The sequence below is a fragment of the Rhodothermales bacterium genome (assembly GCA_040221055.1).
Taxonomy (GTDB): domain Bacteria; phylum Bacteroidota; class Rhodothermia; order Rhodothermales; family UBA10348; genus 1-14-0-65-60-17.
Genome location: JAVJVN010000009.1, coordinates 87979 through 104646 on the forward strand (window position 1 = coordinate 87979; position 16668 = coordinate 104646).

The window sequence follows — 16668 nt, forward strand, 5'->3', positions numbered from 1 at the left end:
AGGAAAATGTACTCCGACTCCGGCCCGCGATCAATCCGCGTCCGGTTAAAACTATGTTGATACGATAGGGCTCATCCTTTCGTATGCGCTGCGGCGGCCATTTCGGCGATGTAGGAAGACGCGCCATCATCTTCTATGGCGTTGCCTACGACAATGAAACCCGCGCCGGCATCCACCCTTTCCCGAACGGAAACCGGAGTGCGGAGTCCGCCGCCCACTACGATCGGTGAAGTGCAAACTTCCCTGATGGCCTGGATCATTTCCGTGGGGACCGGATGTTCCGCTCCCGATCCCCCATCGGTGTACATGAGTTGCATGCCCATCATTTCAGCAGCCAGCGCGGTTGCCGCGGCTACGTCCGGTTTGGATCGGGGCAACGGCAACGACTGATTCATGTATTGGGCCGTGGTCAGTAGGCCGCTTTCCACCAGCATGTATGCCGTTGGAATGGTTTCCAGCTTCATCTGGCGAATGAGCGGTGCGGCGTGGACGTGCTGACCGAACAGGTATTCCGGATTCCGTCCGCTGACAATGGACAGGTACAGCAGCGCATCGTAGGCCGGCGTCAGTTGTGAAACGGCACCCGGAAACCCGATGGCCGGCAGTTCCGTGAAGCTTTTCAGCTGACGCACGAACGCGTCCACGACCGGTGCGTGAACAAGGCTTCCCCCGACAAAAAACGCGTCTACTCCAGCCCGCGTGCACGCCTCAACCCGAGTGCCCAGCTCATTACCACGGAACTTGTCAGGGTCCAGGAGGACAATGAACGCCGATCCGCGCCGTACCGAAACGTCTTTCAGGTGATTGAATATGGTCATGATTTCAACAATGTGCGCACTTCCGTCGCCACGGCGACAAGAGCAAATTCCAGAGCCTCCGGATTCTTGCCACCGGCGGTGGCAAATCCCGGTCGTCCTCCTCCCCCGCCTCCTACCATCCTGGCGAGCGTGCCGACAAGTTTGCCGGCCTGTATGCCACGGGCAATCACGTCATCGGATACCGAGCAGGCCAGATAGACCTTCTCTTCCGTGGCATCCTTCGTGCCGAATACCGTTACCGTACCCCCACCGAGTTCTTCGCGAAGGGATTCGGCAACGGAACGAAGCGCCTCCATTCCGGAGTCGGGCAACTGTCCGGAGATGACACGCACGCCATCCACCTCGGTGGCATTTCCCACCATAGTCATGGCCTGCGTGTGCAATCCCGATACCTGCAGCTGCTCCAGATCCCGCTCCAATTGCCGGGTTCGATCCTGCAGGGCGGCAACTTCTTCGTGTACCGGGCGCTGGAGCGCTTTGAATCGGTCGCGCACGCGTTGCAATTCCTCCAATTCCTCCGTCATCCACCTGAGCGCATCCATCCCGGCTACGGCTTCCACCCTACGGACGCCCGCGGCCACACTGCCTTCGTTGCGGAACCGGAACAGCCCGATATCGCCTGTAGCATCCACATGCGTTCCACCACACAGCTCCACCGACCATGCGCGGTCAAACGTAATGATTCGTACCGTTTCCCCGTACTTCTCTCCGAACAAGGCCGTGGCTCCACGTTCCAGGGCCTGGGCGATAGGCACGTCCCTGTCCTCCCCTCGCTTGATATTCTGTTGGATGACCTCGTTCACGCGGCGTTCGACCCATGTCAGATCCTCGTCTGACATCCGCTCGAAATGCGAAAAATCAAAACGCAGATGATCGGGAGCCACGAGCGACCCCTTCTGGGCAACATGATCACCAAGTCGTTCTTTCAGCGCAGCATGCAACAGATGGGTCACGGAGTGGTGCTTGGCAATTCGCGACCTGCGATCGGCGTCCACCCGGGCGATGACCGGTTCCCGGGGCTCACCCGGCAGCCGATCCACGAAATGGACAATCTGTTCTGCGGCCTTCCGGGTATCCAGGACCCGAAGCACATCCCCACCCACATCCAGCGTTCCCGTGTCCCCCACCTGGCCTCCCGATTCCGCATAGAACGGAGTCCTGTCCAGGATGACCTGGTGTACCTGCTGTCCTTCCGTGCCGGCAACCGTACGCATGCTCCGGATGGCTGCACCCGATTCTTCCAAGGTGCCATACCCGGTGAACACGGATGAGGCACCGCTACTCACGCGGACCCAATCGTCGTCCCCGCTCATATCGACCTTGAAGGAGGATGCCGAGCGCGCCCGCTCCTTCTGCTCCGTCATGTGCGTCTCGTATGCCTCCATGTCCACGTCCAACCCGGCCTCACGGGCCATGAGCTGGGTAAGGTCGATCGGGAAGCCGTAGGTGTCGTGAAGCAGGAAGGCGATTGCCCCCGGAATCCGCCCTCCTTCAGCATCCGCAACGAACCGATCCGTACGCTCCGTCCGCGTGCCGGAATGGCCATAGGCCGGCTCCAGCAACTCTTGGAGAGCGCGTTCCTCGAGGATGTCTGTGCGGGCCTTCTGTGCTCCATGTTCACGGATGCTTGCCACGGCTGGTGCCACGAGTTCAAAGTACTGGATACCGGTGCCCAGCGTTTCCAGGAAACTCTCCTCCTCTGCCCGGACGACCCGCCGGATATAATCCCGCTGCTTGACCAATTCCGGGAATGCGGTCCCCATGACAGCCTCTACGGAATCCAGGACATGGCACAGTACGGGTTCACGGAATCCCAGCGTCTGATATCCATAGCGGACGGCACGTCTCAGAATCCTTCGGATGACATATCCCCGTCCGGCATTGGACGGCATGACGCCATCGGCTACCGCAAATCCGATGGTACGCACATGGTCCGCCATGACACGCAACGCAATCTGCAAGCGAGCCCCGTCTTCCAACATGCTCGCGGACACATAGGTATCCAGTCCTTGAACGGGCGCCCGCTTTGCCAGATCGTCAAGGATGGGAAGGAACAAGTCCGTGTCGTAATTGCTCGTTTTCTGCTGAAGAACAGCGACCACACGTTCAAAGCCCATGCCGGTGTCCACATGCTTCGCCTTCAGCGGTTTGAGCGAACCGTCGGATTGTGCATTGTACTGGATGAACACCAGGTTCCAGATTTCCATGACCCTGGGATCATCCATGTTCACCAGCGAAGCCCCGGGAGTACGGGCACGTTCATCATCGGTACGGAGATCGATGTGGATCTCCGAGCACGGTCCGCACGGACCGGTATCTCCCATCATCCAGAAATTGTCCTTCGAGCCACAGTAAAGGACGTGGTCCGGGGAAATCCCTGTGACAGTCTTCCACAATTCCGCCGCCTCTTCATCGGGCTCCAATCCCAGCACCGCATCGCCTTCATGGACGGTCACATACAGGCGCCCCGGGTCAAGTCCCCAGCGCGTGACCAACAATTCCCAAGCCCACTGGATGGCTTCCTTCTTGAAGTAGTCGCCGAAGCTCCAGTTACCGAGCATCTCGAAGAAGGTGTGATGGTAGGTGTCATACCCCACTTCGTCCAGGTCGTTGTGTTTGCCGGAAACCCGAAGACATTTCTGCGTGTCGGCCGCCCGCACGTAGGACCGTGATCCTTCTCCCAGGAAAACATCCTTGAACTGGTTCATTCCCGCATTCGTGAACATGAGCGTGGGGTCATTACCCGGAACAAGGGAATCGCTGGGAACGATGGTGTGCTGTTTCTCTTCGAAAAACGAAAGGAATTCGGCCCGGATTTCGGCGGCGGTCTTCACGTGGAGGCTGGAGAAGTTGAATGGAATGAAAACGGCCCTTTTCGACGGGGCGAAAACGGCCGTGGACGACGTTCCGTAGGCTTGCAATATACGTCCGAAGTAACTATTCCGTCACAGGCTGCGTAGGGACGTCAGAACAAACCGGATGTCCCCCATGCCCTTCATAGCCACCCTTCTGCTCATACTTGTCCCCTTCCTGGAAGGCCCTGCCCAGAACCTGTCTTCGGACGTCATGATTGACCGTAGCTTCGACGTGCGTCCCGGAGGCGTACTCGACATGGATGTGAACCACAGCGACCTCCTGGTAAAGACGTCCGACAATCAAACGGCCCGGGTTCTGGTCCGTCTTGACGGCCGCGACATGTCAAAGGCACGCGATTGGTTCGAGCGCATGGATTTCCAGGTATTTGAATCACCCAATGGCATTGTCATCCGTGCCGAACAACCGGAGCGCAGCTGGAACTCCAGGAAAACCGGTGGCGCGAAAATCGGAATCGAAGTCCATCTTCCGAGGAATTTCGACATCGTTGCCCGGACATCCCATGGGGATGTTGCCATTGGTGACCTCAATGGACGTCTGGAACTGGTGACGTCCCATGGGGATGTGGAACTGGGGCGTCTCGAAGGCCCCATCATGGATGTGCAGTCGTCCCATGGCGACATCGGGATCGGCTGGATGAGTGCAAACACCATCAGCCTTCGAACCAGCCATGCCGACATCGAGGCCGTCGACCTGAAAGCCCGAACCATCGAAGCGCGTACCAGTCACGGCAACGTAGAACTGGAACGAACGGATGGTGATCTCAGCATCCGGACGTCCCATGGTCGCATACATGTCGCCTTGGCACAACATGCCGACGCCGACTTGCGGACAAGTCACGGTGACATCGAGATCGATACCCGGAAGGACCTGGATGCCCGGTTGGACCTGAAGGGAGCACGCGCGCGCATATCCTCTTCCCTGGTCTTTGACGGTGAAGTCGGCGAAGATCGGGTCCAGGGACGCGTCGGTCGAGGGACGAACCACATTACCGCGAACACGTCCCACGGATCGGTCATACTCAAGACCGCGTGGTAAAGGGCGGCAATCGGTACGCATGTACGCTCCGTGTGGGACGGTCGCACGTCCGGTTCCGACACACCTGCACCGTGCCTTCGGGTAACTCCGAATGGACTGCTTCGGCATTCCATTTCGTCAATTCCCCATGCAGCAGGAACAGGTGAGGAGCAAACAGGGCCTTGGCATCCTTGTGGACGGTTCCCGTAGCGGGAACCGTGAGCGTCCCGCGTCCGCCCCGTTCCTCGACCAGTACGGACAGGAATCCGGTGAAGCCGGAAGGTGCCGTCGCTGCCACGCGCAGCAGTGTCCGTTCCAGCGTCGCCCTGATCACATCCAGGGAAGGATCCGGGGACAAGGACTGCAGCACGGCAAGATTCCGGAACATGATGGCACTGCCAGACTCGTAGGCTTCATCATGCCATTTCGGAAGCCGGACCGGCATCTGGTCCGATGCCGACATCATGAACGTACCCGCATCGCTATCCCACAAGCGTTCAACGGCCTCCTTTGTGAGCCTGCTGGCTTTCTCGAGCCACGACACCTTCCCGGATACCTGGGCCAATTCCAGATAGCCGTCAATGAGCCAGGCATAATCATCCAACTGGGCCTCGATTCCGGTCTCAGCCATGAATGCACGATGATGGAGGACGGCCCCTCCGTGGAAGCGTGTCCACAACGCTGCGCCGAGCCGTTCGGCCAAGCCCAGGGCTCGTTCGGACGGAACGAAGCGGGCGGCCGCCGCAAGCGCACCCAGAAGCATCCCGTTCCAGTCGACGAGGATGTTCTCGTCCCGGAATGGTGCCGTCCGCAAGTCCCGTGCCTCCGCCAGTATGGCCAGGATGTCCGTCAACCTGCTTGAGGGGGCACCATTCCCGGGATCCGGTCCACGGGAACGATTCCTGTCCAGGACATGACGACCCGTCGGCCCCACACCCAACTGTTCCGCCGCGAATGCTGCATCCGACGGAGACAGGACCGAAGTCAATTCCTCCTTCGACCACGTGTAGAAGAGGCCTTCTTGACCGTCACTGTCAGCATCCAGGGCCGCGTAGAACAAGCCTTCAGGTGTCAGGAACGCGGACTCCAGGAAATCCATGAGTCGACCGATCCGGTCAACCGTGTGCGCTGAACCCGACGCCGCGTGTCGCTCCGAAAGGGTTCGAAGCAACCCCGCCTGGTCATGGAGCATTTTCTCGAAATGCGGCTCGTGCCAATGGGCGTCGGTGGAATACCTGTGTAACCCCCCTCCAACATGATCATGGATACCGCCATTCAACATCCGCTCAAGAGTGTCCGACACCATGGCCGCCGGACGCGGGCCCAAGCGGAGCAGGAACCGGAGGTGTTGGAATGTCGGGAACTTGGGTGCCCCGCCGAACCCGCCGTTTACTGGATCGAACGATGCGGTCAGGTCCTCAAGTGCGCGTTGCACAAGGCGGTCACCCGCTCCGGGCGACACTTCCGCCTTCTGTTCCTCCAGCGAAGCGGAGGCCGGTTGCAACCCGGCATGGACCTCAGCAGCCGACGTCCGGAGTGCATCTCGACGGGTGGACCACAGCTGCCCTACCCTGTCCAGGACATCCAGGAGCCCCGCCCGTCCCGATGTTGAATACGGAGGCAGATAGGTCGCCGTATAGAACGGCCGGCCGTCCGGAAAGGCGATCACCGTCAAAGGCCACCCGCCCTGCCTGCCCATTACCATACAGGCTGTCATGTAGTAGTGGTCCAGGTCGGGGCGTTCCTGCCGGTCAATCTTGATGGACACGAATCCGGCGTTGAGCCGTCGGGTCACCTCCTCGTTGTCGAAGGTCTCCCGGGACATGACGTGACACCAATGGCACGTTGCGTATCCGATGGAAATGAACAACGGAACATCGCGTTCGCGCGCAAGCGCCAGCGCCCTGGAACCCCACTCGTGCCATTCGATGGCCTGATGGGCATGCTGCCGCAGGTACGGACTGGCCGACGCACCAAGTCTGTTACCGGCCGGACTCAATAGACCGGGGCGAACATCACCGCGTTCATGAACAAGCGCTGCGTACCCAGCCAATACGCGCGGAAATTGAGTCGATTGGCGAAAGCTACGACACGTCCTCCTCCGTGCCGTTCCACCATGACCGTTGCGGCACCGGGAAGGGTTGCCAGCCGCTCTTCCGAAACATATCCACTCAACAGGGGCGCATCGATGTAGCGTCCAATCAGCGTACCGGGGCCTCCGGTGGATGCCCAGACTTCGGAGTTGTTGTGGAATCCGGGCAGGCGCTTACCTATACCCCATGAAAGCGGATGCGTCGCGTCCAATTCCATCTCGAAGATCGTCCCTCCGATTGCCTGGGCTCCCCGCGTGGATGACAATTCATTCCAGGGTCTTCCTGCCAGCAAGCTGTCCACATCCACCTCCCGCTCTTCCGCGCTCAACAGGCCATTCCGGACCGCCCAACTGGTAGCCCCCGCCATGACGAGCAGCCGGCCACCGCCCCGAACCCATTGGGTAATCGCTTCAGTTCCGTCGGTATCCAATCCACCACCAGGCAGGACGATCACGGAGTACCGGTCGAGGTTTGCCCGGGAAACCCGGTCCGGATCCAGCAGCGATGCCGGGATGCGGAATCGTTCGCTGAGGGCATGCCAGGCTTCACCGGCCTGTCCCGAACTGACGCCGGATCCAGCGATGATGGCCACTACGGGCAGGGACAATCGGTCCACTGAAGGTCCGCCCAGGTCCGGCCCGACGGGGGTCAATTCAGAGGCCACGCCGTGGAACTCGACGGACCATCGATCAGACAACGACTCCACCAATTGGTCCACCCGGCCGGCCACGTCAACCCCGTCCCTGCGGTATCTCGATACATAGACCGACCCGGGAGGGAAGGTCACCTGCGCGGTACCATCGAACACGACCACTTCCTGACTGGTTACCCGCGCCTCGATTTCCTGAGCCAGGATTTCGTAGAGCGCTGCGGGAGCATGGAAACGGTCCCATTTCAACATGTATCCGGTCCCTCCCTTCATTCCCTGCACGCTTCCACCGTCCAAGGGCACTTCGGACACTTCCTGTCCCAACACGGATCCCAGACGCTGCACACCGATGAAGTCCACGTTGAAGGCCAGCGGCAAGGTCCAGGTGGAGACATCGTAGAAGAGTGAATCCCTGTACTCCAGCGTGCGCTCTGTCGCTGCCTTGATCAACCGGTATTGAGGCTGCCGCACGGGCACGACGTAGGCTTCGCCCGGTGCGTACGTCATACCACCGGCATCCACCGTCCGCGCAAGTTCATGGATCCGGATCCGGTGGCCGGACAGCACCTGGGCAAGCCGCTGTCCACGCGTCCGGTCCTTCTTCAAATCGATCAGCCACGCCTCATGGCCGTCCCGCTCCGCCCGGGCCAGCGCATCAGCATAGAAATCCCGCTGCATGGCCAACAATCGGGGGCGCATTTCCACGGCGGCTTCGAGCGTGGACAGGGAGGTCAGGAATTGATTCCGGACCGTGTAGGCGTAATGCAACAGGCCATCGGCCACCTCGCTTTCAAGGGCGCGGGAAGACCCCTGCTCAAACAGGATGCCGACGGCTCCGTTGATGTCCGGGAATGCCGATCCTTTTCCGTAGAAAAAGTCATCGAAAGACTCGCCTGAGAAATAGGACGCACCCACACGATCCAGGTACGCAGCGTGGTAGGTTGCGATCTCAGCCGTCAAGGCCTGATTCAGATCGGACGTGTTGGGGTTCGTGCTGAGTGGAATGCCGGGTTGGAAAAAGAAGGTGGAACTGCCCCCCATTTCGTGGTGGTCGGTCAGGACATGGGGGCGCCAGGCATGAAACAAAGCCATCCTGCCCTTGGACTCCGGATGCTGCGTGACCAGCCAATCCCGGTTGAGATCGAACCAGTAATGATTCGTTCTGCCGCCCGGCCATGGTTCATTGTGTTCCAGGTCGTTGGGATCCGTCGTGTGAACGCCACCACGATGGCGATTGACCCAATCCGCGAACCGATCGCGTCCGTCCGGATTGAGCATGGGTTCAATGATGATCACCGCGTGCTCCAGCGCGTCCTCAACGGCAGGGCCCATTCCCGCTGCAAGGTGGTACAGATAGACCAGCGCGGCCTCGGTTCCCGATGCCTCGTTGCCATGCACACTGTAGGCCTGGTACACCACCACGGGAAGGGCACCCAGGTCTGCATCCGACACCGAGGACGGCGATTCCGAGACCGTGATATGCGCCTCCCGGATGTCTTCCAACCGGGCGTGGTTCTCAGGCGAAGTAACGACCGCGTGGACCAACGGACGTCCTTCATAGGAGACCGCATGCTGACGGACTTCGACTCGGGGACTTGCCGCCGCAACCGCTTCGTAGTACCGGATGACTTCAGCGGGCGTCGTATGACGTGTGCCAATCCTATACCCCAGAACATCATCCGGAGTGGGTATTGCGCCGTCGTAGGAAGAAATGCCGCTGACGGGAGTTTCGATGGCCAGCGGAACCTGCTGGGCAGAAACGGTCAGGAACGGCAGCAACAGGAGGGCCAGCAGGGTGGCACGTTTCGATGGGTTCATCATGATCAGGATTTGTACAACCAGGCAAGAGGGACAGTACGGGCACCCTGGGAATCGGCCACGGCAAACCGGCCGTCACCTCCCCAGATTTCGGCACCACCGACCTGTCCGGATTTGTTGAGGGCATAGAATTGGACGTTGAAGTCCGGACGTCCATTCCGATCCCGAAGATGTGCGAGTCGGGTACGATCTGCAATGCGTTGGCACGCAAAGAGACAGGCCGCCTCAGGCGTGTCGCCGGCCCTCATGCGTTCGACGATCAAGTGACAGGACAGGGCTTCCAGATTGGCTTCGCCCCTCCCCGTCGATCCCGCAGCACCGACGTTATTGTCGACATAGAGTCCAGCGCCCGGAATGGGGGAATCCCCAACCCGCCCCGGGATTTTGTACGCCAGTCCGGACGTGGTCGTCACCCCTGATATATTCCCTGCCAGATCAATGCCACTGCAATGGATGGTACCCCAGTGCCGCTTTGACTCACGCACGTGCATGCCAATACCTTCATCGTCCAGCCCGTGTGGAGGCAGATATTCGTCTACCGGTGAAAGGCCTTCCTTCCAGGTCACCCACTCAAGACGTGCCTCCTCCGTCAACAGGTTCTCAATCGGGAATCCATGCATCCGTGCAAAATCCTGTGCGCCCTTCCCGGTAAGCAGGACATGGTCCGTCCGACGGAGCACCTGGACCGCAACCCTGGAAGCATACATGACACCCTCGAGGCACGCCACGGCACCGGCCCTCCCGCTCGGACCATGCATGACTGAAGCGTCCAACTGGACCACGCCGTCCGCATTGGGTAAGCCCCCGTACCCCACACTCCGGTCATCGGGATCCTCTTCCACCAGGTTGACACCCGAAACCACGGCATCGAGCGCGTCCGCGCCCGCCTGGATGGACGCCATGGCCCGCGATACGGCTTCGAGGCCATTCCGGCTTGAAATCACGACCGGGCCTGGCGATCGGTGTTCGCCAATTGGCGTGCCCGGAGTGGATCCGTACACGCGTACAGGTCCAAGCGCGCCGGGCAACAAGGCGCCGGCACCCGCAATCAAACCGCTTTTCAAGAAAGTTCGTCTGTCTTTGCTGCTCACAGGGACCCTCCGGACTGTGCCAATCGTTTCGCTTTCAAACCTACGACGACCATGAACCGGGAACAACTCCGAAGCAACAACCGACTGCTCCATGTCATCACGGACTTCCACCACCAGCAGCGGCACAGCCACGCCGAACTGACTTGCATGGCGCTGGATGGAGGGGCCGACATGATCCAGTTCCGGCACAAATCCGTATCCGTTCGTCCGTTCATGCACGAAGCCGGACTGGCCCTCTCAGCGTTCCGTGCCTGGAAGCGGGCCATTCCGCATGATCGCCCACGCGTTTTCCTGGTAAACGACCGGGTGGATGTAGCTTTGGCCATCGGTGCGGACGGTGTGCATGTCGGCCAGTCAGACCTTCCGGCGGATGTTGTCCGTCGAATGATCGGTCCCGATCGGATACTGGGGGTGACGGCCACGACCCTTGCCCAATGCATCCGAGCAGAGGCGGACGGGGCGGATTACATTGGATTCGGCCCGGTCTATCCCACGCGTTCAAAAGACAATCCAGCCTCCATCAAAGGTCTCGAAGGACTTCACGAGGCAGCGCAGTCGGTTTCCATCCCTGTATTGGCTATTGCCGGCATCACTCCCGAACGATGCGGTCCGGTCATGGATACGGGGGCCGGGGGTGTGGCCGTCATGTCTTCCGTGGTGTTGGCGACGCATCCAACCGCAGCAGCACGTGAATTCCGGATAGCGCTGGACAGGTAACGGGCCTCCTGTTACTTTATCGGATTGAACGACCACCGCATCCCCTCAACCACGAACGCATGCCTTACGCAGACCGACTCAATCGACTTTATGCCGTGATGGACGACCACGGCCTGGACGTGCTCATCCTGAATCCGGGACCTACGCTTCCGTACATGACCAATCTGCATTTCCACATCAGCGAACGTCCCGTCGTGGCCTGCTTCGTTCCGGATTCCACGCCGACCCTCGTCTGTCCGCAGCTCGAATTGCTGAAAGTCGAACATGCGCCGTTCGCGTTGGATACCTACTCCTATTCAGAGAGCCTCGAATCCTGGCAAACGGCATTCACGGCGGCACTCGAACACGTACCCGCAGGGTCCCGTGTGGGCATTGAGGATCGCTGCCTCCGGGTGCTGGAGCTGCGGTTCCTGGAGCGCGCCATGCCTCAGGCCACGTTTGTTTCGGCCGAACCCGTCGTGGCCTCGCTGCGCATGCAAAAGGATGCGCTGGAAGTAGAAACCATGACCAGGGCCGTAAAGATTGCCGAGCAAGCCCTGGCCGATACATTGCCACACGTGCGACCCGGTGTCACCGAGCGCGAAATCAACGCCCGTCTCATCCAGGCCATGCTGCAACATGGCTCGGGAGGTGAACTCCCCTTCCAACCGATCATTGCCTTCGGCGCGAACAGCGCCAATCCCCATGCCGTTCCAACCGATTATGCCGCGCAGGAAGGGGATCTCATCCTCTTCGACTGGGGGGCCAATGTGGATGGCTATTTCTCGGACCTGACGCGCACATTCGCCCTCGGCGAGCCTTCAGAGGAGTTGCGGAACGTATACGAAACGGTCCGGAAGGCCAATGAGGCGGGACGGGCAGCCGGCGGCCCCGGCATTCCGGCAGGGGACGTCGACAAAGCCACGCGGTCGGTTATTGAAACAGCTGGATACGGGCGCTTTTTTGTCCACCGTACCGGCCACGGCCTGGGATTGGAAGTCCACGAGGACCCGTATATCCGGTCCGATAATCAGCAGCCACTGGCCGAGGGAATGACGTACACGGTGGAGCCAGGCATATACCTGGCAGGCAAAGGAGGCGTACGCATTGAGGATGACATGTTGGTTACACCGGATGGATGTCGTTCCCTGAGTACCTGGCCTCGGGAATTGACCATCCTCCCCACATGAATGAGGCGTACGACATTCTTGTCGTCAGTTCCGATCCCACGCTGACCGACGAACTCACGGTCTTCCTGGATGATCGGTTCGTCATTCATGGCCTGTCGTTGGCCGATCTGGCCGGCGGACTTCCAGACGCACACGCGGTCCTGGTCGACGAACGCATCGGGACGGCGCAACTCCGGTCCGTACTGCACGACCTCCTTTCAGGTCAGTCCAGCACGGCCGTCCTCGTGGTCCAGCGCTCCCAGGACGATACCGGTCACGCGGCCCTTATCCGGATGGGAGTGCAGGACGTGGTTCCATGGACGGAGGACGGCCGTGCCACGTTTGCCGACCGCCTTCAAATGGCCATCGAGCGTGCCCGGATCCTCGGTATCACCCAGGAGGCTGCATTCCATATCCGAACCGTCGTAGAGCACCTTTCCGACGCGGTCCTGATCGTGGATGAATCCGACAGGGTGGTTTTTGCGAATCCCGCCTTCGAAGACATGCTGGGGCAACCGATCGAGGCGCTCTATGGAGCACCCTGCCCCTTCGGACTTCCGGAAAATCCAGGCAATGCTGCAGACATGCATATCCTGGAGTGGAACAGACCCGACGGAACCACCCTGAATGCCGGCGTCTTCATTTCCACGCTGCATTGGGATGGCCGGGCAGCACGGATGCTGGCCATGCGGGATCTCTCCTCTGAATATGAAGTCCGCGAAGTACTGCTGCGCGCCCGGTCGACGGCGGAAAAGACGGAGGAACTGAAGGCCTCGTTCCTGGCCAATATGAGTCATGAACTCCGGATTCCGCTGGCCAGCATCATCGGCTTCGCCGAGATCCTGGCGGAGAATGCAACGGACGATGAAACACGTGAATTCGCCACGCTCATCCAGGAGTCCGGAGGACGTCTGCTCAGGTCCATCAACGCCGTATTGGACATGACGCGCCTGGAGGCCGGCCGCTACGAGCCCGTGCCCGAAAACGTGGATGCGGCCGACGTCATTGACAGCGCGGTGCGACTCATGAAGCCACTGGCTGACGAGAAAAAGTTGGAACTCATCCGGACGGGGCCCTCCCCGTTGGCGTTCCGGACCGACCCGCTTTTCCTGGAGCGGATTGTGAACAATCTCGTCGGCAATGCCATCAAGTTCACGACCAACGGATGGGTCCGGGTGTCCTGGAAACAGGAACATGGCGAACTGATTGTCTGCGTCAGGGACACGGGGATCGGCATTTCCGAAGCATTCCTGCCTGAATTGTTCGACGAGTTCACCCAGGAAAGCACCGGCCGCGGCCGCTCCTACGACGGAACCGGGCTCGGACTCGCCATCACCCGTAAGCTGGTTGAACGACTGGGGGGGACTATTGAGGTGGTCTCCGAAAAAGGTGCTGGAACGGAATTCTCAGTCAACATCCCTGAATCTGAAGCGTGATTACTGAACCCACCACCCTGTTTGCGACGCTGGCGGCTGTATTGGCGGCGGTTTTCTGGCTGTCGACATTGAAGCCGCTGGCCCGTTTCTTCGAATTCCTGCCGCCGGTCATCTGGGCGTATTTCGTACCCATGATCATGACAACCGCAGGCCTGACACCCGCTATCAGTCCCGTTTATTCGTGGATGTCCACGTATCTGTTGCCGTTCTCGCTCTTCCTGTTGATGCTCACCGTGGACGTCCCCGCCATCCTGAAGTTGGGCAAGACCGCACTTACCATGATGGTAGCCGGAACGGCGGGCATTGTCATCGGTGGTGCCGTGGCCTACTTGTTGTTCAACCAGTTCCTGCCAGACGATGCCTGGCAAGGCATGTCCATTCTGTCCGGAAGCTGGATTGGAGGCACGGCCAACATGCTGTTCATCCAGAGCAGTGTCGGTGCCGACGACTCCATCCTCGGTCCGATCATCGTCGTGGATACGGTGGTCGGCTATGGATGGATGGGGATCCTGATTTTCCTGAGCGCCTTCCAGAAGCCGTTTGATCGCTGGATCAATGCGGACACGACGGTCATCGAGAAGACGAACCAGCGTCTGGCGGAGTTGGACACGACCCGTCGCCCAACGGGAGTACCCGACTTGGCCTATATCGTGGGCATGGCCCTGTTCGTTTCGGTATTGGCCATGGCGCTTGCAGACCAGCTCCCGTCAATCGGAAATCCGACCATTATTTCGGGCTCCACGTGGGCCATCCTGATTGTTGTTACGCTGGGGCTCATCCTGTCCTTTACCCGCCTGCGATCCCTGGAGCATGCAGGAGCAAGCAAGGTCGGCTATTTCGCGCTCTACCTCCTCCTGACGTCCATAGGGGCGCGAGCGGACCTGGCAGCGGTGCTGGACGCACCCATGTACATGCTGACCGGACTCGTCTGGATCCTCATACACATTCTGATTCTGCTCATGGTTGCCAAACTCATCCGTGCGCCCCTGTTTTTCGTGGCCACCGGCAGCATGGCGAACATCGGTGGGGCCGCGAGCGCACCCATCGTAGCCGGTGTGTATTTCCCGGCGATGGCCCCGATCGGCCTGTTGATGGGCGTTTCCGGTTACATCCTTGGTATCTACGCAGCCCTGTTGGCCGCAAGGATCCTGAGTTATCTCTCCACGATCGTCTGAGCGAGAGTTTCGGCCTCGTCAACCAGGCGACCGATCATATCTACTCCAGCCTTCCAGAAGGAGGCATCCCGAAGATCAATGCCCATCTTCCCGACCAATTCGTGGGGCCAATCCGATCCGCCAGCCGCCAGCAGTTCTCGATAGCGGTCCGGGAAATCGTCTCCGGAAGACGTATAGCGCTGGTACAACGCCAGGACAAGCAGTTCGCCAAACGCATACGCATAGACATAACCAGGTGTATGCAGGAAATGGGGGATGTAACTCCACCACCAGCGATAATCATTCGTCAGGGTTACGGAATCGCCGTACATGGCTGACTGCGTCTCCATCCAGGCATCGGAAAACTGGTCAGCACCCAGTTCACCTTCCTCCCGACGCATGGTATGGATCCGGTCCTCGAACCGGTTCATGGTGACCTGACGGTATACCGTTGCCATGGTATCGTCAATCTTGCCCATCAACATCGCGAGCCGGTTTGAGGGATCGGATTCGCTCGCCAGCAACCGCTGGAAAACGAGCATCTCCCCGAAAACCGACGCCGTTTCGGCCGTGGTCAATGGGGTATCGGCGTGGAAAATGCCCTGCTCCCTGGACAGATACTGGTGCACCCCATGGCCCAATTCGTGTGCAAGCGTCTGCACATCACGCACCTTGCCGGTATAGTTCATGAGGATGTAGGGATGCGCAGAGGGCACCGCGCCATGACTGAAGGCTCCACCCCGCTTGGACGGATGCAATGCCGCATCAATCCAGCGTTGCTCGAAGAACTGGTCCACGATGGCACCCAGTTCCGGATGGAACGCCGCATAGGATTCCGTGACTAACCGGCGTGCTTCATCCCACGGAATATGCTTGTCCGCCTCGCCGACCGGCGCGTACCGGTCGTAGTCGTTCAGCACGTCGAGGCCCAGCAGGCGGGCCTTCAGCCGATAGAATCGTCGAACATGTCCATAGCTTCCGGTCACGGCTTCAACCAGGGCCTCCACGTCGCCATCCGCCACTTCATTGGACAGATTCCTTGCTGAAATCCACGACGGGTACCCACGCAACCGGTCCTCCGTAGCCTTGTCCTGCAGGATGGTATTGAAGATGAATGTCAGCGTCCGGTTGTGCTTTTGCAGCCCCTCCGTGAAGGCGGCTGCAGCGGACTTCCGCAGCGACGCGTCGGCATCGTGCAGCTTGGAAAGAACCTGTTGCTGGGTCACTTCCTCCCCGTCCAGCGAGAACCGCATGGCCCCCATGGTTTCGTCGAAGAAGCGGTTCCATGCCGAACGCCCGGACAGGGATTTCTCGAGGACAATACGCTCTTCCGGCTCGGACAGCAGGTATTGCTTCTGCTCCCGCAGGACCGTGAGCCAGTGCTTGGCCATGCCGGTTCCCGGATGCTCGAGACAGGCGTGTGCCCTGGTGTCGTCCATCTGCGACCATTCGAGCTCGAAAAACAACAAGGTCGAGGCGATGGCGGTATACCGCTCTTTCACATTCTGGAGCAGCTTGCCGGCAGCGGGATCGGCGGTGTTTGCGGACCATGCCAGGTAGGCGTAGGTATAGGCCCGTCCCGTAGCATCCTGGAGTTCGGCATACGCGGCAAGCGCCACTGCAAACGCATCCGGCGTCGCGGACGCAATGCGTCCTGCCCACTGCTCCGCGAACATCCTTGCCTTATCTCCGGTGGATCCCAGGTCGGCTATGGCCGTCTCCCCGTCCGTGTAGAGATCGGTCAGATCCCAGGTTATGGCTTCTGCTCCTGTGGGTCGTTCTTTCGGCATGATTCGATGTCGTTTTGGAAGGTGGTGGCCTCTTCACGCACGGCAAGCAAGGGCGTTCCCTGT

At 59.9% G+C, this 16668-nt stretch carries 11 protein-coding genes; 5 read left to right on the forward strand and 6 right to left on the reverse strand.

The window, feature by feature from the left end:
• Window positions 1-71 precede the first annotated feature (71 nt).
• Window positions 72-818 (reverse strand): geranylgeranylglyceryl/heptaprenylglyceryl phosphate synthase, encoded by a 747-nt coding sequence (locus RIE53_03055; GenBank protein ID MEQ9103654.1) that lies wholly within the window; start codon window positions 816-818, stop codon window positions 72-74.
• A complete protein-coding gene (gene alaS / locus RIE53_03060) occupies window positions 815-3652 on the reverse strand; it encodes an alanine--tRNA ligase (GenBank protein ID MEQ9103655.1) in 2838 nt (945 codons plus the stop codon). Before alaS ends, RIE53_03055 begins: the two co-directional genes overlap by 4 nt.
• A gap of 154 nt (window positions 3653-3806) precedes the next feature.
• Between alaS and RIE53_03065 the strand changes: the two genes are divergently transcribed.
• Window positions 3807-4730 carry a DUF4097 family beta strand repeat-containing protein gene (locus RIE53_03065; protein MEQ9103656.1) on the forward strand — a complete coding sequence of 308 codons (924 nt, stop codon included), beginning with the start codon at window positions 3807-3809 and terminating at the stop codon, window positions 4728-4730.
• Here RIE53_03065 and RIE53_03070 read toward each other — a convergent pair.
• The 3 genes from RIE53_03070 to RIE53_03080 are packed head-to-tail and all read right to left on the reverse strand — an operon-like array spanning window position 4714 to window position 10333.
• Window positions 4714-6762, reverse strand: coding sequence for a thioredoxin domain-containing protein (locus tag RIE53_03070; GenBank protein MEQ9103657.1), 2049 nt, complete (start codon window positions 6760-6762; stop codon window positions 4714-4716). The two genes, RIE53_03065 and RIE53_03070, sit on opposite strands and share 17 nt — an antisense overlap.
• Complete coding sequence (locus RIE53_03075) at window positions 6705-9272, reverse strand: M14 family metallopeptidase (protein ID MEQ9103658.1); 2568 nt, start codon at window positions 9270-9272, stop codon at window positions 6705-6707. The genes RIE53_03070 and RIE53_03075 overlap by 58 nt, the downstream gene beginning before the upstream one ends.
• 2 nt (window positions 9273-9274) lie before the next feature.
• Window positions 9275-10333 (reverse strand): N(4)-(beta-N-acetylglucosaminyl)-L-asparaginase, encoded by a 1059-nt coding sequence (locus RIE53_03080; GenBank protein MEQ9103659.1) that lies wholly within the window; start codon window positions 10331-10333, stop codon window positions 9275-9277.
• Window positions 10334-10411: 78 nt separating this feature from the next.
• Between RIE53_03080 and thiE the strand changes: the two genes are divergently transcribed.
• The 4 genes from thiE to RIE53_03100 are packed head-to-tail and all read left to right on the forward strand — an operon-like array spanning window position 10412 to window position 14836.
• A complete protein-coding gene (gene thiE / locus RIE53_03085; GenBank protein ID MEQ9103660.1) occupies window positions 10412-11077 on the forward strand; it encodes a thiamine phosphate synthase in 666 nt (221 codons plus the stop codon).
• Window positions 11078-11136: 59 nt separating this feature from the next.
• Entirely contained in the window at window positions 11137-12246 is a 1110-nt protein-coding gene (locus tag RIE53_03090) for an aminopeptidase P family protein (GenBank protein ID MEQ9103661.1), read from the forward strand.
• Window positions 12243-13661 carry an ATP-binding protein gene (locus RIE53_03095; protein ID MEQ9103662.1) on the forward strand — a complete coding sequence of 473 codons (1419 nt, stop codon included), beginning with the start codon at window positions 12243-12245 and terminating at the stop codon, window positions 13659-13661. Before RIE53_03090 ends, RIE53_03095 begins: the two co-directional genes overlap by 4 nt.
• Window positions 13658-14836: a DUF819 family protein gene (locus RIE53_03100; protein MEQ9103663.1), complete on the forward strand. Its 1179-nt coding sequence runs from the start codon at window positions 13658-13660 to the stop codon at window positions 14834-14836. Before RIE53_03095 ends, RIE53_03100 begins: the two co-directional genes overlap by 4 nt.
• On the opposite strand, the gene RIE53_03105 is transcribed toward RIE53_03100, so the two are convergent.
• Window positions 14815-16605, reverse strand: a complete 1791-nt coding sequence (locus RIE53_03105; protein ID MEQ9103664.1) for a M3 family oligoendopeptidase — start codon at window positions 16603-16605, stop codon at window positions 14815-14817. The two genes, RIE53_03100 and RIE53_03105, sit on opposite strands and share 22 nt — an antisense overlap.
• Between the last annotated feature and the right edge of the window lie 63 nt (window positions 16606-16668).